The following is a 20,374-nucleotide window of genomic DNA, read 5'->3' as shown; positions in this document are numbered from 1 at the left end:
GGACTGGGGAGTGGACGATGACGGTGCTGATACTCGGTTTGCTGCTGTTCCTGGGCTTGCACTCGGTGCGCATCGTCGCCGACGGCTGGCGCAGCGCCCAGCTGGCGCGCCTTGGCGAAAAGCGCTGGAAGGGCCTGTATTCGCTCGTGGCGTTCGTGGGGCTGGGCCTGATCATCTGGGGCTACGCCCTGGCGCGCCAGCAGCCGCAAGTGCTGTGGACGCCGCCCATGGGTTTGCGCCACGCCAGCGGCCTGCTGATGCTGTTCTCGCTGATTTTATTGGCGGCGGCCAATGTGCCGCGCAACCATATCAAGACCCTGGTGCACCACCCCATGCTGCTGGGCACGCAATTCTGGGCGGTGGCGCATCTGCTGGCCAACGGCAATGTGGCTGACGTGCTGCTGTTCGGCGGCTTTCTCGTCTGGTCGTCAGTCGATCTGTATGCCGCCGTGCAACGCGACCGCGCGGCCGGCGTGGCGTACGAGGGCGGCACCATGGCAGGCACTCTGATCGCCGTCGGCGCGGGCTGCGCGCTGTGGCTGCTGCTGGCGTTCTGGCTGCACGGCGTGCTGTTTGGCGTGCGGCCGTTTGGATAGGCGGAGGGAGCAAGCGCAATTCCGTGCGTTTCAGCATTATCGATACGGGGTGGGCGGCGGTGAAGGCAGGCCTGGAGGGCAGGCTGCGGTGTTAGGGGATTTTTGGCCGGATGGAAGAGCGGCCGCTGGCGTCCAGCATATCGTGTAACAGCTGGTCGCCCAGGCGGTTTGAGAAGTGCGTTTCATCCCAAAACATGGGCATGGAAGGAGGGGTATTGTCAGATTGGTCACTTTCATCGTTACGCAGCTCATAGTCAAGCAAAGGCACATGGAATTGCGATGCGAGCAAGGTGACCTCCCTTTTCCACTGCGCGGCTTGAGGCACGAGTCCGGCCTGGCGGATACGTGTTTGCCATTTTTCGCTAACAGGCAAAATCAGCAAAATAACTTCTATCTGCCTGGTTTGCGCGAGATGGAAGATGGCCGTCAAATCCCTGATATCGGCGGCATTGTTTGCATGATTTTGACAAGCGCTTGCAATCGTCTTGAAGAGCTGCTTAAAGCGCGACTCATGTGCTTGCGCTCCCCCTGCACGTGTAGCCCCTTTGGCAGGATCGTCATAGTAACGTCCTTGTTTGTCAAAATAGCTGTCGAAGGAGCGCGGAGGGAACAGATTTATTTTCAGCGTTCTTAGGCTGTATATGACGGCATTTTCGGGCGACAGATAATGAAATGGCGGGTCGAGCTCATTTTTTGTCACCGCATTTTCATCTTTCGTTTCGCAGGCATTGGATGTGAGGTAATTGACTTCCAAATACAGCCTTCGAATGCGTGCCTCTTGGCTAAGGATGAAAAACAGATCCCTGGCTGTTGATAGCGGCAGGGCATCGATGCCAGCCACTTGAACGTTGCCGCCGTATAAGCTGGAGGCGAGCGTTTCGTTGAAACCACGCCGTACCCGGGAAGAACCAAGAATCAACACGTCAGGCGGGTTCAGCGTGCTGCGCAATACAGCCGCGCTTGTCTGGCTGCTGTTAGGAATCTCCAGTCTGATGGTATTGATCTTATGGCTCGACTGGTGCCGCCAGATGGCATAGGGATCGACGATAAAAACGAGTCCGGCAATAAGGAGCGCGAATCCGAGCGCAATGAAAAAAACGCAGGCGAAAAAGCGCGCGATGGGGATGTCTTGATTAAAACCCTGCATATTTGAACTCTTTGACAGCGGACAAATTGATGAGCGCCAGGCACAGCGCGACGGCGACTGCTACCGCCCACGCCAGGCTGGGTTTCCAGGCCAACGAGCTGGTCGTGGATTTTTTCAGTTGCACGCTCCAGGCGGGGAGTTCTTTCGCCATCAGGTCGATCAGGGAGGGGGCAGACCAGTTAAATGCCACGGCGGCGAGGATGGCGGTGATGCCGAAAAAACCTCCAGGCCAGGCGCTTGCCTGTCCGGCACCCAGCAAGCCGAGAATGACGTGCCGTGCCTCCTGCCAGTCGGGCGTGGCCCACAGGCTGACGGAAAAGCCGATGGCCGCCAGCGTGAAGGTCCTGCCAGCCCAGTGCTGCAGCTTGCCGCCCTTGCGCGACACCAGATTCCAGCGCCGCAAGGCGTGGTTGCCCGTGACGAGCAGTCCTTGGTAAACGCCAAAGATCAGCAGTGGAATGGTGGCGCCATGCCAGATGGCGACAGCCATCATCACCACGAACAGGGCTGCGTAATGCCGCCATACCTGGCGTTTCCTGGTCAGGGGCCGATACAGGTAGTCGCGCATGAAGGCACCCAGGGTCACATGCCAGCGCGTCCAGAATTCGACCGGGCTGGACGACTTGAACGGGGCATGGAAATTGACGGTCAGGTGGATGCCGAACATGCGGCTGATGCCCATGGCCATTTCCGAATAGCCGCAAAAATCATAGTATGTTTCAAACAGGAAACCCAGGCAGGCGATCCAGGTCTCGATGAGGCCGATGGGGTCGCCTTGCCCTGCGCGCAGGAAAACATCGCCCTGGGCGTGGTGAAAAATGGGTGCGACGCAGGATTTCTTGAACAGGCCCATGGCAAACAGGGTGAGGCCGACGGCATAGTCGCGCGGCGCCGGATGCAAGGCCGACGACGTGCCCGGCACGCCCAGGAATTGCGGCAGCATGTCCTTGTGCGACAGCAGGGGGCCGGCAGGCAAGTGGGGAAACCAGGCCACGAAGAGCGCGTATTCGAGCGGATTGGTGCCGCGGGCCTGCCCCCGCGCCGTATCGACCAGGAAGGCGATTTGCGTAAATGTAAAATACGAGATGCCCAGTGGCAAAGCGGGAATCGCCGTGCCGGGCACGGTGAAGAATGTCGCATATTTATAAAACGCGAGAAAACATAAATTGCCCGCAATGGCCAGCGCCAGGTAGCGGGTTTTCCCGCGGCTCCTGCCGATGACGCCCGCAAGCAGCCAGTTGGCGCCCATCGACGCACAAAACAGCAGCAGGTTGTGCGCATCGTTGAGGTAATAAAAGGCCAGCGAGATCAGCAGCGGCAGCAGCAGCTTGAAATGGCTTGTCGACAGCAATTGGCGATAGCCATACGCGGACAGGGGCAGGAAGGCGAAGGCAAACCAGTACGAGGTAAAACTCATCGTATTACAGGGGGGCCTTGGCTGAGTTGTTGGCGTTCAAAAACAGCTTGGCCCAGATTTCCCGCACTTCCAGCCATTTGGCGAGCTCTTCCGGTTTTCTGACGGCTTCACGGATACGTGACAGATAGGTCGATTGTCCCATCGCATATGCGCGGCAGTTGCTGCAATCGATATTCGAACTGCAGCACTTGCCCTTTCCCGGTTGATGATCGACATGCACATGCACTTGCTTGGTGACGCGGAAACCGCAGTTCCTGGCGATCTTGGTGACGGGATCGATGTCATAGAGCTTGTCGCCCGTGACCCAGTCGTCATAGTGCAGGGAGTATTGCACCGTTTCCGGATAGGCCAGCATGGCGCGCACAATTTCCTCGCGTGCATGGGCAAAATCGGCTTGCGTCAGGGCCAGGCTTTGCGTGGCACTGCTGATGCGGAAATACGCCTTGTCGTTATCGGCCTTGTTTTCCAGCTTGTCCAGATAGCGGGTGGTGGGGCTGAAATAGCTGAAGGTGAGCGGCAAGCCGTGACTGTTGGCAAGCTCTGCCATGATCATGATCTGATTGATATTCAGGGAGGTAATGGTAAACACGCAAACGGCACGCGGGTCGTCGCGGTAGTTGTTCATCGCCTTGGTCAGCACGTCGCCGGCACGCAATGAACTGCCGATTTCATCGACCCCCCAGGAAGAGATATGGATGCGATAAAAGATATCGTCCGGCAAGCGTATCGTGCCATTGGTAAACACAATGCCATGCGGGATGTATTTTTGGGCCGCACGCAGCCTGTCGGGCACCAGGCTCGGTTCCGCGCCCGCCATGTAGGCCAGCGTGACGCCACGCGCCGCATCGGCGGCAAACAGGGCATCCCATTCGGCAAGCGAACGGCTGTCTTCGTGTCCTTCGTTCTCCTCGCCTTCGAAGAAGAGGCAGCCCTCGCAACGCAAATTGCATTTTGACGCCACATCATAGTTGGCCGCCTTGAGGGTTCCCAGCCGCGCATTGAGTTCACGAAAATAGGCGAAGTCATTGTGCTTCGTGGCGGACGCAAGTTCAGAGAGGGAGTTCATAAGCACCGGAAGGTAAGATCGAAAAATTTATGGACATTGAACATCCTGTACAGCGAGGCATGATGGCAGCTTGCATGCCCAGGCGTGAGCCGTAAAATGGGCGAGGGCCTGAGGCCTTAGTATGCCGCTTGCTCCGGCAAAATGAAATATTGGCTATAAATTAATTTACTTTTAAGCCACATCTTTTTATTGCAATGCAAGATTTTCTTGACAGCATGAAATACTCCATTTCCGCCGTTTGCAGGGCCTGCGCGGCCGGTGCTGCGGCGCGTGACTAGCAAGTTGGGTGCACAGGGTGCGCATTTGACACGGAGGGGGCGGCGAAAGCGTGGAAAATCAGGCGAAAAAAAACCACCCGATCCTGAGAATGAGTGGTTGTTTTCTGGTGTTGCGATGTCTGGTGGTGCCGGGAGCCGGAATCGAACCGGCACGCTGTTTCCAGCGCGGGATTTTGAGTCCCGTGCGTCTACCTATTCCGCCATCCCGGCAACGCGAGACGCATTATCACTGATTTATCGCGATACGGCAAGTTTTTCGCTTGGCATACGGTTTAGCCCATTAATAGGATGTTGCCTTTGCATGAAAAACGCCGTCCCGGGCGCGAACCGGGGACGGCGTGGTCAGGCTGCGGCGATGCTGGAATCAGTTATGCACGGAGTTCAGCTGGCGCGCGATGATGTCGTGGTTGAGCCAGACGACGGGCGCTTGCGGCTCCGACATGGCGTGGAACATCAGCGGGCCCGTGCCTTCCAGGACCAAGGAACTCAGGTGGTCGGTGATCAGTTCCTTGCGGTCCTTGTGCAGCTTGGTGATGTCGTCCGAGGTGCCGATCATGACCTCGGCCAGCTCTGGCGTGTTGTCCATCGGCCAGGCGGCGAAGTTGCGGAACTGCACGCTGGTGGCGTCGCCGTTGTAGGCGGCGATACGGTCGAGCAAATCTTGCAGCGAAACGCCGTCTTCCAGCAAGCCCTGGCAGATTTTCCATTGCTCTTCGGCCCAGGCTGCGCCGCCTTCTTTTTTCAGCGCGTCGAGCAGGGGGAACAGCGACAGTTCCACGCCGACGAAAATGTCGGACGAATTCGTGCGGATTTCCGGGCAATTGAAGACGGTCGCCTTGATGCCTTTTTCCCACGCAGCCTTGGCCACGTTTTCCAGGCGCATCTTGGCCAGGCCTTGCGTGTAGTTGCTGTACGTTTGCCACTGGTACTTGCCGTCGATCAAGATCTCCGTGCCGTGGTAGCCATAGGCGCTGTAGCGCACCTGGCCGCCCGTCTGCTCGATGCGGGCGCGGATGGCGGCGCTGCCGTCGATCAGGTGTTGCAGCGTGTTGGCCGTGACTTCGTCGAAGTTCATCAGGATCAGCTTGCCCAGGTCGCTGTCGAGCAGGGCGCGCGAGGACATGAAGCGCTCGCCGCGGCCTTTGTAGATGCGGTTGGCAATCGCCAGGAAGACCTTGACCTTCGGAATGCCGCCAGCCATGGTGTGGGCGAAATACACATTGCTGCCGTCAGGAATCAGGCTGTCCAGCTCGGCCATGGCTTTCGCCACGGAAGCGCTGAAGCGGGCGATGCCGGCTTCGCGGCAGCGTTCGATCTGCGCCCAGTCCAGCTTGTCTTCTTGCCAGCTTTTCAGGGTCATGTCGGCCAGCAGGGCCGTCGGGGTCGGTTCGCCGGCTGGCGCGTCCAGGTCGAAACCGGCCATCAGCGGCACATTGATGATGCGGCCGCCCAAGTTGGCTTCGGCTTCGGCCAGCTCTTCCGCGTTCAGCGGGCGCAGCGCCATGTTTTCATCGCGGCGGCCGACCGTCATGCCGACGATATTCATGCCCGCCTTGCGCGCTTCGTCCAGCAAGCCATTTACATAGCCGCGGCCGAACAGCTCGCCGAACAGCACAAAGGTGTCGCCCTTGCGGAAGATATTTTTTTGCGGGATGTCTCTTAAGGACGTGATCTCGGTCATGGTATCAATTCATTCAAAAATTAGCGGGGCAGACGGCTAAACGCGCCGCCCGCTGGTTCAACATAGTGTGAAATTATGGCCATTTCAGCGTGGAAAATCCTGTTGCGAACGATTCTCGTCTGGAATGGCATCTTCTTCTTCGTGCAGCTCTTATTCTTTCGCCATGGCGTATTTTACGCTGCCGCGGCGCACAGCGCCTGTTGGGCAGGGGCAGATAAGCCCGGCAGGCGCCGATATTACCTCAGCTTTGTCATGCTGGTCAGTAAAATTGATCTAAAACAAATCCTGCTGCCCGGACACGAGGCGCGAAAAATCATCGCCCAGGAAGGGCAATATCGCGTCGGCCACCGGCTGCAGCTGGCGCGTCAGGTAATGGTGGTAGTCGATGGGCGAGCGCTGCGTTTCCAGCGGTTCCGGCCCCGCCACCGTGATGACATAGCTGATCCAGCCGCCGTTCTGGTACTGCAGCGGCCGGCCCTGCGCCAGGTTGTAGGCGTCGGCAGTGCGCGCCGCGCGCACGTGGGGCGGCACGTTGCGCTGGTAATCGTCGAGCGGGCGGCGCAGGCGCTTGCGGTAGACCAATAAAGCGTCGAATTCGCCGCGCACGGTGCGCGCCACGTAGTCGCGCACATAGTCCTGGTAGGCGTCGCGCTGGAAGATGCGCAAGTACAAGGCTTGCTGGAATTGCTGCGCCAGCGGCGTCCAGTCGCTGCGCACCGTTTCCAGGCCCTTGTAGACCATCTGCTCGCTGCCGTCGGGCTTACCCACCAGGCCCGCGTAGCGCTTCTTGCTGCCTTCTTCCGAGCCGCGGATGGTGGGCATCAGGAAACGCCGGTAATGCGTCTCGAATTCCAGTTCCAGCGCATTTTCCAGACCGAATTCCTCGCGCAGATGCTGGTCCCACCAGGCGTTCACATGCGTCACCAGGGCGCGGCCGATCTTGCCCGCCTCTTCATCCGTATGTGCCGTTTTCAGCCACACGAAGGTGGAATCCGTGTCGCCGTAGATGACTTGATATCCTTGCTCGGTGATCAGTTCTCGCGTGCGGTGCATGATGTCGTGGCCGCGCAGGGTGATCGACGAAGCGAGGCGCGGGTCGAAAAAGCGGCAGCCGCTGGAGCCCAGCACGCCGTAAAACGCGTTCATGATGATTTTCAAGGCTTGCGACAGCGGCGCGTTGCGCTCGCGCTTGGCTATCTCGCGGCCCTGCCACACCTGTTTCACGATGGCCGGCAGGCAATGTTTGACCCTTGAAAACTGCGCGCCCCGGTAGCCGGGCACGGTGTCGGCCTCGTCGCCGCTGGTGCCCACCACCAGGCCGACGGGGTCGATGAGGAAAGTGCGGATGATGGACGGGTACAGGCTTTTGTAGTCGAGCACGAGCACGGAATCGTACAGGCCTGACTGCGAATCCATGACGAAGCCGCCGGGGCTGTTTTCGCCGGACACATCGCCCAGGTTGGGCGCCACGTAACCCTGCCGGTGCATCAGCGGCAAGTACAAATGTTCGAAGGCGGCCACGGAGCCGCCGCTGCGATCGGCCGCCAGGCCCGTCACGCTGGCCCGTTCCAGCAAGAAGGTCAGCAGCTCGGTCTTGGCGAAGATGCGCGTGACCAGCTCGCAATCCTTGAGGTTGTAGCGCGCCAGCGCCGGCTTGTCTTCGCGGAAACGCCGGTCGATCTCGGCCATGCGCTGGTAGGGATTGTCGATGGACTTGCCTTCGCCCAGCAAGGTCTGCGCCACGTTTTCCAGGCTGAACGAGGAGAAATTCCACGTCGCCGATTTCAATGCTTCGATGCCGTCGATGATCAGCCGGCCCGCGGCGGCGGCAAAATAATGTTCCTGCTTGCCGCCATGTTCGCGCCATTCCATCACGGCGCCGCCCCGTCCCAGCTTCAACGGGACTTGATAACGCTCAGCATGTTGCTTGAGCACGCGCAAGTCGAACTGCACCAGGTTCCAGCCGATGATGGCGTCCGGATCGTGGCGCTCCATCCACGTGTTCAGGCGTTCGAGGATCTGTGCGCGCGAGTCGCAGTATTCGAGGTCGAAGTCGCGTTCCCCGTCGACGCCGTTTGGCGGGCCCAGCATGTAGACCTGGCGCTGGCCGCAGCCTTCCAGGGCCAGCGAATACAGCTCGCCGTGGGCCGTCGTCTCGATATCGAGCGACACCAGTTTTAATGCGGGACGGTAGCCGGCTGCCGGTTTCAGCTGCACTTCCTGCAGTGTTTCTCCGCTGAATGTCACCGGCGCCGTAATAAAGCGCTCCATCAGATAGCGCTCGGGCGGGCGGATGTCCGCTTCATACACATCGATGCCGTGTGCGCGCAGTTGCTTTTCCAGCTTCAGCAAATGCCGGTATTGCTTGCAGTACAGTCCCAGCACGGGGCGATGGTGGAAATCGCACAGCGACAGGGGACGCAGTTCCGCGTGGCGCTCGCCGCGCAGCAGCTGTTGCGCCTGTTCCTGTTGCTCCATGGGAAGGAAGGCGACGGCCGTCTGCACGGGCAGGCGCACGTGGCGGGGCCCGGCATCCGTTGCCAGCCAGAAATCGACCTCCGTGCCGGCGGGCGTATCGCGCCAGTGGCGGGTCAGGATGAAGCCCTGTTCGGGCGGGTGCTGCGTGTTGCCTGTCATGGTGCCGTGAATGTCGGGTGTGCTGGCCTGCACATTACAGCAAGCCGGTGCAGGACGGGGGCGGTTGCGGCTATAATTTTTGTAGTCGATGACCATAAGAAGAGCGCGTCGCGCCATTACCCTGGAGACAGCATGCAAGCAATGAGTTATGTACACGGCGCCCACGAGACGCCGTTGATCGGCGAAACGATAGGCGCTTACCTCGATGGCATCGCCGCCCGCTACGGCCAGCACGACGCCCTGATCGTGGCGCACCAGAACGTGCGCTGGACGTATCTGGAATTCCAGCAGCGCGTGCACCGCCTGGCCGCCGGCTTGCTGAAGCTGGGCTTGCAGCCGGGCGACCGGGTCGGCATCTGGTCGCAGAACTGCGCCGAATGGGTGCTGACGCAGTTTGCCACGGCGAAAGCCGGCTTGATCATGGTCAACATCAACCCCGCCTACCGGCGTTCGGAACTCGAATACGTGCTCGACAAGGTGCAATGCAGCGCGCTGATCCTGTCACCCAGCTTCAAGTCCAGCGATTATCTGGCCATCGTGCAAGACGTGGTGCCGGAAATCGCCCGTTCGCGCGCCGGCGCCCTGCAGTCGCCGCGCTTGCCGCAATTGCGCCACGTCATCCGCCTGGGCGCGGCCGCCACTCCCGGCATGCACAACTTCGACGCCCTGATGGACGGCATTGCCGACGCCGACCTGGCGCACCTGGAAGAAGTGAGCGCTACCTTGCAGTTTGACGACGCCGTCAATATTCAGTTCACGTCCGGCACCACGGGCGCGCCGAAGGGCGCCACCTTGACGCATCACAATATCCTGAACAACGGTTTCTTCATCGGCGAAGCCATGCGCCTGACGCAACAGGACCGCTTGTGCATTCCCGTGCCCCTGTACCACTGCTTCGGCATGGTGCTGGGCAACCTGGCCTGCGTCACGCATGGCGCGGCCATGGTGTTTCCCGGCGAAGGTTTCGACCCGAAAGCCGTGCTGGAAACCGTGCAGGCCGAGCGCTGCACGGGGCTGCACGGCGTGCCGACCATGTTCATCGCCATCCTCGACCATCCTGATTTCAAGCAATACGACCTGTCGAATTTGCGCACCGGTATCATGGCCGGTTCGCCATGCCCGATGGAAGTCATGACGCGGGTCATCGAATTGATGCACATGGCGGAAATCACGATTGCGTATGGCATGACGGAAACGTCGCCCGTCAGTTTCCAGACGGCGATCGAAGACCCGCGCGAAATGCGCGTGTCGTCCATCGGCAGGGTCCATCCGCACCTGGAAGTGAAAATCGTCGATGCGGAAGGGCGCATCGTGCCGCGCGGCGAAAAGGGCGAATTGCTCACGCGCGGCTATTCCGTGATGCAGGGTTACTGGGGCGATCCAGAAAAAACCAGCGAGGCCATCGATGCGGCGCGCTGGATGCACACGGGCGACCTGGCCGTGATCGACGCCAACGGCTTTTGCAGCATCGTCGGCCGCTCGAAGGACATGGTCATCCGCGGCGGCGAAAACATCTATCCGCGCGAAGTCGAGGAATTCCTGTACCGCCACCCCAGCGTGCTCGACGTGCAATGCGTGGGCGTGCCGGATGCCAAGTACGGTGAAGAGTTATGCGCCTGCATCATCTTGCGTCCGGGCACGCAGGCCACCAGCGACGACATCCGCGCCTTTTGCGATGGGCAGATCGCCTATTACAAGATTCCCCGCTATGTGCGCTTCGTCGAGGAATTCCCCATGACGGTGACGGGCAAGATCCAGAAATACCTGTTGCGCAAGCAGGTGGCGACGGATCTGGGGCTGAGCGGGGACTAAATCTTTTTGCCAGCGCATAAAAAAACACCGGGACGCTCGCGCGGCCCGGTGTTTTTTATGGATTCAGCGTAAAGCTCAGGCCATCGCGGCTTGCGGTGCGCGCGCTGGCGTGCGGCGGCGTACGAAGGCCAGCAAGCCCAGGCCGGCCAGCAGCATGGCGTAGGTGCCTGGTTCCGGCACGGCCGAGACGTTCACCGTGTTGAAGCCGGCGCCGTTCATCGAGACGTGGCCATAATTGATCGAGCTGACCGAATTGGCGACCAGGGTGCCGTTCATGCTGCCCGAACCGGAAAACGCGCTGTTCGGCGCCAGGATGCTGCCGTTGATGCCGACGTTGTTCAGGCTGGTGGTGGTGGCATTGGCGAAGTTCAGCAGCGTACGGTCGGCAAAGCTGCCGAAATTGTCGAAGCCGCCGCTCATGGTGATGTTGGTGGCGGTGCCGTTGATGATGATGCTGGCCGTGCTTTTCAGTGACGAGACGTCCAGGCTCAGGTTATGCAGGTCGTTTGCATTGATTGTGAAGACGTTGACGTCGGCGTTGATGTCGCCTACCAGCTTGAAGCCGCCGTATTGCGAAATCACGGTGCCGTTCGATTGCAGCTTGGCCACATCGCCCGACAGGGTCGTCAGTTGCTGCTGGGCAGCTGCAAAGTCCAGGGTGGAAGCATTGCCCTTGCTGAAGGTGCCCGTTGGGTACCACGATGGGGCCGTCACGGTGCCGTTGGCATTGCTCACGCCATACACGCCCGTACCGTTGATGCTGCCGCCGCCGATGTTCAGGTTGTTACCAGCGACCAGCGTGTTGGCGGCGCTGCCCGGCTTCTTGTTGGTGCCGACGCTGTAGCCTTCCAGATAGATATTGCCGCCGGCGGCCAGGCTGCCGCTGACGCTGGTAAAGCCGCTGGCGTTGCTGCTGCCGATGTTGCCGAAAATGAAGGCCGAGTAGCCGTTGGCGACGCCGAGGTCAATCACGGTGGCCTGGGCCGAGGCGCTGAAAGAGAAGGCGAACAGGGCGGCGCTGATGAGCGGCAAGGTACGTGTGGCAAATTTTTTCATGGACAGCCTTATGGTGAATTGGGGGACGAATAGGGCGGGAAAGCAAGACACCGCCATCGCGCAAGCCATCATTATAATATAAAAAGCAATTCTAGTTCAATTTAGGTAATTAACTATATTTAAAAGCAACACTTTTGCTGACGGCAGTGATTGGCTTGCGGACATAAAAAAACCGGGCAAGGCCCGGTTTTTTTGCTGCTTACCTGACGCGCTGGTACAGGCGGAAGCGTTCCACGTCATCCGTGGGGCGGCGCCCTTCCCACAGCTTGATCCAGTCCGCGCCGTGGTGCTCGGGCAATTGTTCCTTGCTGTCGGGAACCTTGATGCTGTCTTGCAGCAGGAACACATCGCATTCCTGCTGCCCCACGCTGGCAAACGGCAAGTGGCCGAAGTAGGCGAACGAGGCGCGTTGGGCAGCGCCGACGTTGCTGTTGATGCACTTGCTGCCTGGCGGCAGGTGGACGGAAATCTGGTGCGCCACGCTGGCGTAGCTCTTGCTGTAGTTCAGCGGCGGCAGGAACAGGGTCATGATCAGCACCCAGATCAGGATCAGGCCGCCGGACGACAGCACCACGGCGCGCCACAGCACGGCCGGCTGGCGCGAGATGCGCCAGTGCACCAGCGCCACCCAGCCCGCGCTGGCGCAGGCGGCCACGAAAAAGGCCAGCAAGTCCAGCTCGGGCTTGAATCCTGGCATGAGTTTCAGGGCGTTGTGCGCCAGTTTTGGCGGCCAGCCGGTCAGGATGGCGAACCAGAACAGCCACAGCGCGAGGGCGCAGATGGTCAGCACCATCACGGAGAACCAGTCGATGGCGTTGATGGCGCCCCGCTTCATGGTCAGCAAGCCAAACGCGGCCATGACGGCCAGCGGCGGCAGCAGGGGCAGCAACTGGCTCGGGTCGGGATCGGGATGGCACAGGCCCAATATTGCCAGCATTGCAACAAAAGTCAGCGGCACGACGATGTGCAGCACGTGGTGCTGGCGGCGCCAGGCGTACACGGCCCAGGCGGCGAAAGGCCATGCAGGCCAGAAGAACCAGATGCCGACACGCAGGAAATACTGCACGCTTTTCAGGCTCGGAGCGCTGAACTGGCGGCAATTCCACTCCATCCAGGCGTGCAGCGGCGAATGGCCGTACGGCAGCAGCCATTCGCCCGGCAGCAGCCAGACGAGGGTCAGCGCGATGCCGATCAGGATGGCCAGCGCCAGGTGGCGTATGCTGCGCAGCAACGGCAGGCGCAGGAAGATAGTGCACAGCAGCAAGGCGATGCTCAGGGCCGCCGGCGTGATCCAGCCGCGCGCCAGGGCCAGGCCGCCCATCGCCAGGCCCAGCAGGGCCGCATTGCGCACGGAAGGGCCTTCCATGTAGCGCACGGCGCGGTACAGCAAATAGGCCATCAGGGACACGTACAGCGCTTCGGCCGTGATGTCGTGGCTGTGCTGCAGCAGGCCCAGGCAGCCCAGGTAGATGAGCACGGCGGCATCGGCCAGGGTGCGGCCGAAGTCGTCCGGCTCGGGCTGGCCGCCGAAGGCCAGGCGCAGCGGCTGGGCATCGCTGCGGCGTCCCAGGTTGAAGGCGGTGTACCAGACGGACAGGGTGCTGACGACGAAGATGCCGATGGTCGACATGCGCGCGCCAAAGACGTCGCCGTCGATCCAGCCGAACAGCTTGATGAAGATGGCGCCCAGCCAGAAGGCCAGCGGGCCTTCATCGGGCAGCGACAGGCCGGCCACGTTGGGCCACAGCCAGTCGTTCAGGCCGCCATGCGCCATGGTCCACATGATGCCGAAACTGGCGGCATCATCGTTCTTCCACGGTTCGCGGCCAATCAGGCCAGGCAGGATGTACAGCAGGCCGAGCGCAAACAAGGCCCATCGTGGCAGCGCGAGTGTGGCGGCGGCGGGAAGGCGGACTGGCTTCATCGATAATCGGTATCAGAATAGTGGCAAGACGCGACGAATGGCGTCGGGTATGCGCGAGTATAAAGTAAAGCGGCCAAAGACAAAAAAGGCAGCCGTAGCTGCCTTTTCTCTGGTAGCCGAAGCTGCCCTTTTTTGCCGCAAAGCGGCAAAAATTAGCCTGCTGCGACTGCGGTTTTCGAACCAACCGAACCGAACTTCTGACGGAACTTCTCGACGCGACCGGCGGTATCGACGATTTTGTGCTTGCCCGTGAAGAATGGGTGCGATTCAGCCGAAACCTCGATCTTCACCAGTGGGTATTCTTTACCGTCGTGGGTGATTTTTTCGCGGGTTTGGATGGTCGAGCGGGTAACGAATTTGAAATCGCACGACAGATCGTGGAAAACAACTTCGCGGTATTCTGGATGGGTATCGACTTTCATGGTCTTCTCTCTAGTTTGGTAGCCAAACAGCACTTCGTCGGTCGTCCAGCTTCTTGACCCGATTGCCGATCACTTGCCAGGGTTTAAAATAATGCAACCGTCGATTATATAGCGCTTTCCGGCGGACGGCAATAAAAAAGCCGCTCGATGAGCGGCTTGGGCCGGTAGCGCATTGATATGACGCCACCGAGGGGAGGGAAACCGTAGCGAGCAGGCCCGATATACGGCCGAGTAGCGCAGCTGTACGAAGGTACAGCGAGCAACACAGGCCGTAGAGCGGGACGCGCAGTAGGTTTACCCCCCTCGGCGCATCATGTCGAAGAACTCGGCGTTGTTTTTCGTCGCCTTCATCTTGTCCAGAATGAACTCCATCGCCTCGATCTCGTCCATCGAGTACAGCAACTTGCGCAAAATCCAGATTTTTTGCAATTCGTTCGGCTTGATCAGCAATTCTTCGCGGCGGGTACCCGATTTGTTCAGGTTAATTGCCGGATAGACACGTTTTTCAGCCAAACGGCGTTCCAGATGCACTTCCATGTTGCCGGTACCCTTGAATTCTTCAAAGATCACGTCATCCATGCGCGAACCCGTTTCGATCAGCGCCGTGGCGATGATGGTCAGCGAGCCGCCTTCTTCGATATTGCGCGCGGCGCCGAAGAAGCGTTTTGGACGTTGCAGCGCATTCGCGTCGACACCACCGGTCAGGACCTTGCCCGAGGCAGGGATCACGGTGTTGTAGGCGCGTGCCAGGCGGGTGATCGAGTCCAGCAGGATCACGACGTCTTTTTTCATTTCGACCAGGCGCTTGGCTTTTTCCAGCACCATCTCGGCCACTTGCACGTGGCGCGTGGCCGGCTCGTCGAAGGTCGAGGCGACGACTTCGCCGCGCACCGAGCGTTGCATTTCGGTAACTTCTTCCGGACGTTCGTCGATCAGCAGCACGATCAGGGTGATGTCCGGGTGATTTGCCGTGATCGCATGGGCGATGTGCTGCAGGATCACGGATTTACCGGATTTCGGCGACGCCACCAGCAAACCGCGCTGGCCTTTGCCGATCGGGGCGATCAGGTCGATGATGCGGCCGGTGATGTTTTCCTGGCCATTCATTTCACGTTCCAGGCGCAGCGGCTCGTTCGGGTGCAGCGGCGTCAGGTTTTCAAACAGGATGCGGTGTTTCGACATCTCCGGCGATTCGCCGTTGACCTTGTCGACTTTGACCAATGCGAAATAGCGTTCGCCATCTTTCGGGGTCCGTACCTCGCCTTCGATCGAATCGCCGGTGTGCAGGTTGAAGCGGCGGATTTGCGAAGGGGAGATGTAAATGTCGTCGGTGGACGCCATGTAGCTGGCGTCGGGCGAGCGCAGGAAGCCGAAGCCGTCAGGCAGCACTTCCAGGGCGCCGTCGCCAAAAATCTGTTCGCCGGACTTGGCGCGTTTTTTCAGGATAGCGAACATCAGCTCCTGTTTGCGCAAGCGGGCTGCGTTGTCAATGTCAAGACCGATCGCCATCTCAAGCAGGGCGGATACGTGTAGGGCCTTTAGTTCGGATAAATGCATATGTGTTGAGTGTCCCGAGACGGGATGTAAAGGTAGGGGAGGGGACTGCGTGGCGTTGATTAATTATTGGGGAAGGCTGTGCACGAATGAGGGCAAAGCCGCTTCCCGGTCGTTCCAGTCAGGCGGCGCTGCGGGCGCAGCGCTGCCCATCATACATTAAATGTTGCTGTCGACGAAAGCGGTCAACTGGCCCTTGGCCATGGCGCCCACTTTTTGAGCAGCTGCAACACCATCCTTGAACAGGATCAGGGTCGGGATGCCGCGGATGCCGAACTTGGCAGGCACTGCCTGGTTCGCGTCCACGTCCATCTTGGCGATCTGGATGCGGCCGGCGTATTCCTTGGCCACTTCTTCCAGGATCGGGGCGATGGCCTTGCAGGGACCGCACCATTCTGCCCAGAAGTCGACCAGGACTGGCAAATCGGATTTCAGGACGTCTGCTTCAAAAGATGCATCGCTAATGTGTTTGATATTTTCGCTCATATTTTCCTCAAATGAGGGTGGGATCAATAATGCCTGGAATTAACCATACGCTGGTTCGCCATCCATGCTTCCTGGAATGCAGTTAGAAGATGGGGACAATGGGCACGACTTCAATGTCTTGGAAGGTGCGACCAGAGGTATGCAGGCGGGGATGGCTGAAATAATAACCCATTTTTTCAAAGCGTGGCGATTATTGCAGAAAAACTTGAGGCATATCGTCCCCATGCGTGCCGGCAGGGCGGCAAAGCCGCATGCCTGCTGGCCTGCAGCGCCGTGTCCGCCCTCCCGGCCGGCCTGCGCGCTCAGGCTTGGACGCTGGCCAGACGCGCCGAGTGCTGCAGTTGCAAGTTCACCATCAGCTGCAATTCCGCGCTTTCCATCGGCTTGCGGAAAGTGCCCAGGATATGCAGGCCGTTGGCCATGGCCAGGCGCTCGGCCGCCAGGCGCACGGCCGAATGCAGGCCCGACAGCAGGACCACGCCGCCGCGGAAGCCGTTTTCCGCCGCCATGCGCAAAAATTCGATGCCGTCGATGTCGGGCATCGACAGGTCGCAGATCAGCAGGTCGGGCTGGTGCTGCTTCAGGGTCGACAGCGCCTGTTCGCTGTGCGACTCGCAGCGGATATCGAACTGGCCCATTTGCTCGAGCATGTCGCTGAGCACGTCGAGCATGAAGACGTCGTCGTCCAGCAGCAGCACGCGCAATGGCGCCAGGCCTGCTTCGTTGTGTTCCCGGCTTGCTTGGTTTGATACAGTGTTCATCGTCATGTCTTTCTGTTGATATGCATCGTTGTCGATGCCGATACCTTGCCGCAATCCAATTTGGCGGTAGCTAATCGTCATTGGCAAAGCTGGTGTTATTCATGATTTGTTCGGTAATCTGTTCCAGCAGGGGCCACAGGCGCGTGACGATGCGCCGTGCCCGCTCCGCCTCGTCGGCCGGTTCGCCCGGCGCCAGGGTTTCCAGGTTGTGGCACAGCTCGGCCAGCCCCAGGGCGCCCACGGTGCGCGCCGACGACTTGATGCGGTGACCCAGTTCGCGCACCTGGTGCACGTCGCCGCGCGCCAGGGCCGCATCGATGTCGCCGAAGCCATCCTGCGTGGTCTGCAGGAACTTGAAGGCGAACTTGCGCACCTTTTCCGGGTTGTAGCCCAGCAACTTGGCCAGGATGGACAAGTCGATCACTTGCGGATCGCCCGCCAGGGTGGTCTTGAAGGCGGGCGCGGCGCGGCTGCGCGCCGGCGGCGGCGGTGTTTCGTGCGCCGGCAGCCAGCTGGCGATGGTCTGGTACATCATGGCTGGCTGGATGGGCTTGGAAATGAAATCGTCCATGCCCGCCTCCAGGCAGCGCACGCGGTCTTCGCTGGTGGCCGTGGCCGTCATGGCCAGCACGCGCAGGTGCGCCAGCTGCGGGTCGGCGCGGATGTGGCGCGTCGCCTGCAAGCCATCCATCAGCGGCATCTGCACGTCCATCAGCACGCAGTCGAACTGGGTCTGGCGCAGCAGGTCGAGCGCTTCCTCGCCATTGTTGGCCAGGCAGACGGAGGCGCCCGCTTCCTCCAGCAATTCCAGCGCCACTTGCTGGTTGAACGTATTGTCTTCCACCAGCAGGATGCGCGCATGCTTGAGCGTGCGCATCACCAGGGCCGCGTCGGCGCTGGCGCGCATGGCGGCCGCCGTCTGCACCATGCTGTCGAGCATGGCGGGCGCGGCCTGGTCGGAAATGCCCAGGTTGGCCGTGAACCAGAAGGTGCTGCCGGCGCCGGGACGGCTGTCGACACCCACGTCGCCGCCCATCAGCTGCGCCAGCTGCTTGCAGATGGCCAGGCCCAGGCCCGTGCCGCCATATTCGCGCGTGGTGGACGTGTCGGCTTGCTGGAAGGACTGGAAGAGTTTACTCATTTCATCCTGCGACAGGCCGATGCCGTGGTCGCACACTTCAAAGCGCACGAGGCAGTGTTTCGCGTCCGCCACCACCCTGCGCACTTTCACGGTAATACTGCCCTGTTCGCTGAACTTGATGGCGTTATTGGCGTAGTTGATCAGCACTTGCCCCAGGCGCAGCGGGTCGCCCACGAGCACGGCCGGCAATTGCGGGTCGATCTCGAACAGCAGTTCCAGGTTCTTGCCGGCGGCGCGCGGCGCCACCACCGTCATCAGGGTTTGCACGACATGGTCGAAACTGAAGTTGACATGCTCGATTTCCAGCTTGCCTGCCTCGATTTTCGAGATGTCGAGGATATCGTCGATGATGCCCAGCAAGTGTTCGCCGGCAAAGCGGATTTTTTCCAGGTAGTCGCGCTGGCGCGGTTCCAGGTCCGTTTTGAGGGCCAGGTAGGCCATGCCGATCACGCCATTCATCGGCGTGCGGATTTCATGGCTCATGTTGGCCAGGAATTGTCCCTTCGCCAGGCTCGCTTCTTCGGCCACCTGCTTGGCCTGGTCCAGCTGTTCCGTGCGCTGTGCCACGCGTTCTTCCAGATGTTCATTGAGCTCGCGCAAGGCGCTCTCGCTGCGCTTGTGATACGTGATGTCCGTCAGGCTGGCCACCACCATGCCCACCTTGCCGTATTCATCGCGGATCGCTTCCGTATTCACGGACAGCCACGACAGGCTGCCGTCGGGTTGCTGCACGCCCATCAGCACGTCGCGCATGGCTTCGCCCGTCGACAGGGTGATGTGCACGGGATGGCTGCGCTGGTCGAAGGCGGAGCCGTCTTCGCGGATGGCTTGCCACAGGCTGTTGCCGGCCGGACTGGCCGCCAGCATGCGTTCGGCGGCGGCATTGCTTTCCAATATGTGGCCGTGGCTGTCCTGCACCACCAGGCCATTCGTCACGGCGCCGAACACGGACGCCATGCGCTGGCTCGAGTTCGACAGGGCGATCGATGCCTGGCGCCGCTCGGTGATGTCGGTGATCATCGCCAGCGTGCCACCCGGCTCGCCGTTGTCCGACTGGATGCTGGTGCTCGACAGCAAGCCCCACAGGCTGGACTGGTCCTTGCGGAAGAAGCGGAAATCGACCTGGTCCGGCTGGCTGGCCTGACTGCCGTGGCTGGCCAGGCGGCGCTGCATCAGCAACTGGCTGTCGCGGTCCATGAAATCGAGCAGGGGACGGCCCAGCATTTCCTGCACCGTGTAGCCCAGCATGTGCGCCATCTTCGGGTTGACGAACGTGGTCTTGCCGTTCGCATCCGTCATCCAGATGCCTTCGGCGGCCGTCTGCACGATCAGGCGATAGCGTTCCGAACTGGCGTGCAGCGCTTCTTCGGCGCGTTGCCGTTGCGTCATGTCGCGCAGCGAGACGATGGAAAACACCTGGCCGGCCATGCGCAGCGGCGACAGGCTGACCTTGGCGGGGAAGTGCGTGCCGTCGCGGCGGCGCGCCATCATCACCCGGCCCGGCAGGCTGTGCCGCCCTTGCGGGTCGCCTGCGGAGTGGCTGGCCGTGCTTTCCGGCACCAATTGCTCCAGCGACATACCCGTCAATTCGGCCAGCGGATAGCCGAAGCAGCGCGCGCCGATCTGGTTGGCGTAATGCACCTTGCCTTCGACGTCGGCCACCAGCATGGCTTCGGGTGCCGCTTCCAGCATCGAGCGCATGCGCGATTGCTCATCCTGCTTGCGCTCGCTGATATCGCAGACGATGCCGCTGGCCTGCGTGGCGCCGCCGTTCGAGGCGCGCGACAGGACGGCGCCGCGCGCCAGCAGCCAGCGCCAGTGGCCGTCGCTGTGGCGCAAACGGAATTCGCAATTGAAGGTGCCTGGCGCCTGGCCATCCAGGTGCTGGCGGAAGGCAAGGCTCAGGCGGGCGCGGTCATCCCGGTGGACTTCGGCCAGCCAGTCGGCCAGCGCATGGTCGAGTTTGGCATTCTTGTCGCCCAGGACATCCTGGTACTGGGGCGCGAACTGCAGCCGGTCGGACTGGGGCCGCCAGGTCCAGCCGGCCATGGTGGCGCCGCGCAAGGCTTGCACGGCATCCTGTTCGGCCTGGGCTTGTGCCGGTTGGGGCTGGCGGTGCAACTGCTGGCGCAGGCGCCAGGCTTGCCAGCAAGCCAGTCCCGCCAGGGCGGTGGCGCTGGCAGCCGCATACGGCCACAGCAATGCCGGCGCCATGACGGCTGCCGCCGCCTGCGCCGGCAGAGAAAGTGTCATGCCTGCCGCCAGCATCGTACGAGCGAGCCGGCGCAGCGCAGGGCGCCGTGGGCGTGGTGCGCCGAAACTCGTGTGGCTGCAATACGACAAATGCATCCCTTTCTGGGGCGTGATTGGACTAGGCTGGCAGTACATGAGGCGCG

The 20,374-nt window shown here is 60.9% G+C and carries 14 protein-coding genes and 1 tRNA gene; 2 read left to right on the top strand and 13 right to left on the bottom strand.

All coding sequences use genetic code 11. The annotated features are described in order from the left end of the window. Positions 1-17: 17 nt before the first annotated feature. Positions 18-596, top strand: coding sequence for an NnrU family protein (locus O0879_RS16525; protein ID WP_289917519.1), 579 nt, complete (start codon positions 18-20; stop codon positions 594-596). A gap of 91 nt (positions 597-687) precedes the next feature. On the opposite strand, the gene O0879_RS16520 is transcribed toward O0879_RS16525, so the two are convergent. The 6 genes from O0879_RS16520 to O0879_RS16495 all read right to left on the bottom strand — a co-directional run bounded on the left by O0879_RS16520 (position 688) and on the right by O0879_RS16495 (position 8,822). Then, entirely contained in the window at positions 688-1,743 is a 1,056-nt protein-coding gene (locus tag O0879_RS16520) for a hypothetical protein (RefSeq protein WP_289917518.1), read from the bottom strand. Beyond that, the gene (locus O0879_RS16515) at positions 1,730-3,160 is read right to left on the bottom strand and encodes an MBOAT family O-acyltransferase (protein ID WP_289917516.1); all 1,431 of its coding nucleotides are present in this window, start codon (positions 3,158-3,160) and stop codon (positions 1,730-1,732) included. The genes O0879_RS16520 and O0879_RS16515 overlap by 14 nt, the downstream gene beginning before the upstream one ends. A 4-nt stretch (positions 3,161-3,164) precedes the next feature. After that, entirely contained in the window at positions 3,165-4,226 is a 1,062-nt protein-coding gene (locus tag O0879_RS16510; protein ID WP_289913022.1) for a radical SAM protein, read from the bottom strand. A 401-nt stretch (positions 4,227-4,627) separates the two neighbouring features. Then, positions 4,628-4,714, bottom strand: a tRNA-Leu gene (locus O0879_RS16505). 154 nt (positions 4,715-4,868) lie between these two features. Continuing rightward, entirely contained in the window at positions 4,869-6,185 is a 1,317-nt protein-coding gene (locus O0879_RS16500) for a hypothetical protein (RefSeq protein WP_152282894.1), read from the bottom strand. Between the two features lie 273 nt (positions 6,186-6,458). After that, a complete protein-coding gene (locus O0879_RS16495; protein WP_289917514.1) occupies positions 6,459-8,822 on the bottom strand; it encodes a DNA polymerase II in 2,364 nt (787 codons plus the stop codon). A 132-nt stretch (positions 8,823-8,954) separates the two neighbouring features. Here O0879_RS16495 and O0879_RS16490 point away from each other — a divergent pair, with 132 nt between their 5' ends. Then, positions 8,955-10,634: an AMP-binding protein gene (locus tag O0879_RS16490; protein ID WP_289917511.1), complete on the top strand. Its 1,680-nt coding sequence runs from the start codon at positions 8,955-8,957 to the stop codon at positions 10,632-10,634. Between the two features lie 75 nt (positions 10,635-10,709). On the opposite strand, the gene O0879_RS16485 is transcribed toward O0879_RS16490, so the two are convergent. From O0879_RS16485 to O0879_RS16455, 7 genes are all read right to left on the bottom strand, one after another. Beyond that, positions 10,710-11,690, bottom strand: a complete 981-nt coding sequence (locus O0879_RS16485; RefSeq protein ID WP_251350165.1) for a choice-of-anchor A family protein — start codon at positions 11,688-11,690, stop codon at positions 10,710-10,712. 199 nt (positions 11,691-11,889) lie between these two features. After that, on the bottom strand, positions 11,890-13,614 hold the full coding sequence (locus O0879_RS16480; protein WP_289917509.1) for a glycosyltransferase: 1,725 nt from the start codon (positions 13,612-13,614) through the stop codon (positions 11,890-11,892). A 152-nt stretch (positions 13,615-13,766) separates the two neighbouring features. Beyond that, on the bottom strand, positions 13,767-14,036 hold the full coding sequence (locus O0879_RS16475; RefSeq protein ID WP_034746247.1) for a type B 50S ribosomal protein L31: 270 nt from the start codon (positions 14,034-14,036) through the stop codon (positions 13,767-13,769). Between the two features lie 294 nt (positions 14,037-14,330). After that, positions 14,331-15,593, bottom strand: a complete 1,263-nt coding sequence (gene rho / locus O0879_RS16470) for a transcription termination factor Rho (protein ID WP_034746249.1) — start codon at positions 15,591-15,593, stop codon at positions 14,331-14,333. Between the two features lie 156 nt (positions 15,594-15,749). Next, on the bottom strand, positions 15,750-16,076 hold the full coding sequence (gene trxA, locus O0879_RS16465; RefSeq protein WP_077408631.1) for a thioredoxin TrxA: 327 nt from the start codon (positions 16,074-16,076) through the stop codon (positions 15,750-15,752). A 302-nt stretch (positions 16,077-16,378) separates the two neighbouring features. After that, a complete protein-coding gene (locus O0879_RS16460; RefSeq protein ID WP_251350167.1) occupies positions 16,379-16,837 on the bottom strand; it encodes a response regulator in 459 nt (152 codons plus the stop codon). Positions 16,838-16,907: 70 nt separating this feature from the next. Next, a complete protein-coding gene (locus tag O0879_RS16455) occupies positions 16,908-20,231 on the bottom strand; it encodes a PAS domain-containing hybrid sensor histidine kinase/response regulator (RefSeq protein ID WP_289917507.1) in 3,324 nt (1,107 codons plus the stop codon). Positions 20,232-20,374 lie beyond the last annotated feature (143 nt).

Source organism: Janthinobacterium sp. SUN120 (assembly GCF_030397735.1).
Lineage (GTDB): Bacteria > Pseudomonadota > Gammaproteobacteria > Burkholderiales > Burkholderiaceae_D > Janthinobacterium > Janthinobacterium kumbetense.
The sequence above is the reverse complement of the archived record's forward strand: the minus strand, read 5'-3'. Positions and strand labels throughout refer to the sequence as shown.

What these genes read in the sequence shown, in the direction of transcription:
- O0879_RS16525 (WP_289917519.1), top strand. Translation starts at nt 18, where the DNA reads ATGACGGTGCTGATACTCGGTTTGCTGCTGTTCCTGGGCTTGCACTCG.
- O0879_RS16520 (WP_289917518.1), bottom strand. Translation starts at nt 1,743, where the DNA reads ATGCAGGGTTTTAATCAAGACATCCCCATCGCGCGCTTTTTCGCCTGC.
- O0879_RS16515 (WP_289917516.1), bottom strand. Translation starts at nt 3,160, where the DNA reads ATGAGTTTTACCTCGTACTGGTTTGCCTTCGCCTTCCTGCCCCTGTCC.
- O0879_RS16510 (WP_289913022.1), bottom strand. Translation starts at nt 4,226, where the DNA reads ATGAACTCCCTCTCTGAACTTGCGTCCGCCACGAAGCACAATGACTTC.
- O0879_RS16500 (WP_152282894.1), bottom strand. Translation starts at nt 6,185, where the DNA reads ATGACCGAGATCACGTCCTTAAGAGACATCCCGCAAAAAAATATCTTC.
- O0879_RS16495 (WP_289917514.1), bottom strand. Translation starts at nt 8,822, where the DNA reads ATGACAGGCAACACGCAGCACCCGCCCGAACAGGGCTTCATCCTGACC.
- O0879_RS16490 (WP_289917511.1), top strand. Translation starts at nt 8,955, where the DNA reads ATGCAAGCAATGAGTTATGTACACGGCGCCCACGAGACGCCGTTGATC.
- O0879_RS16485 (WP_251350165.1), bottom strand. Translation starts at nt 11,690, where the DNA reads ATGAAAAAATTTGCCACACGTACCTTGCCGCTCATCAGCGCCGCCCTG.
- O0879_RS16480 (WP_289917509.1), bottom strand. Translation starts at nt 13,614, where the DNA reads ATGAAGCCAGTCCGCCTTCCCGCCGCCGCCACACTCGCGCTGCCACGA.
- O0879_RS16475 (WP_034746247.1), bottom strand. Translation starts at nt 14,036, where the DNA reads ATGAAAGTCGATACCCATCCAGAATACCGCGAAGTTGTTTTCCACGAT.
- rho (WP_034746249.1), bottom strand. Translation starts at nt 15,593, where the DNA reads ATGCATTTATCCGAACTAAAGGCCCTACACGTATCCGCCCTGCTTGAG.
- trxA (WP_077408631.1), bottom strand. Translation starts at nt 16,076, where the DNA reads ATGAGCGAAAATATCAAACACATTAGCGATGCATCTTTTGAAGCAGAC.
- O0879_RS16460 (WP_251350167.1), bottom strand. Translation starts at nt 16,837, where the DNA reads ATGAACACTGTATCAAACCAAGCAAGCCGGGAACACAACGAAGCAGGC.
- O0879_RS16455 (WP_289917507.1), bottom strand. Translation starts at nt 20,231, where the DNA reads ATGACACTTTCTCTGCCGGCGCAGGCGGCGGCAGCCGTCATGGCGCCG.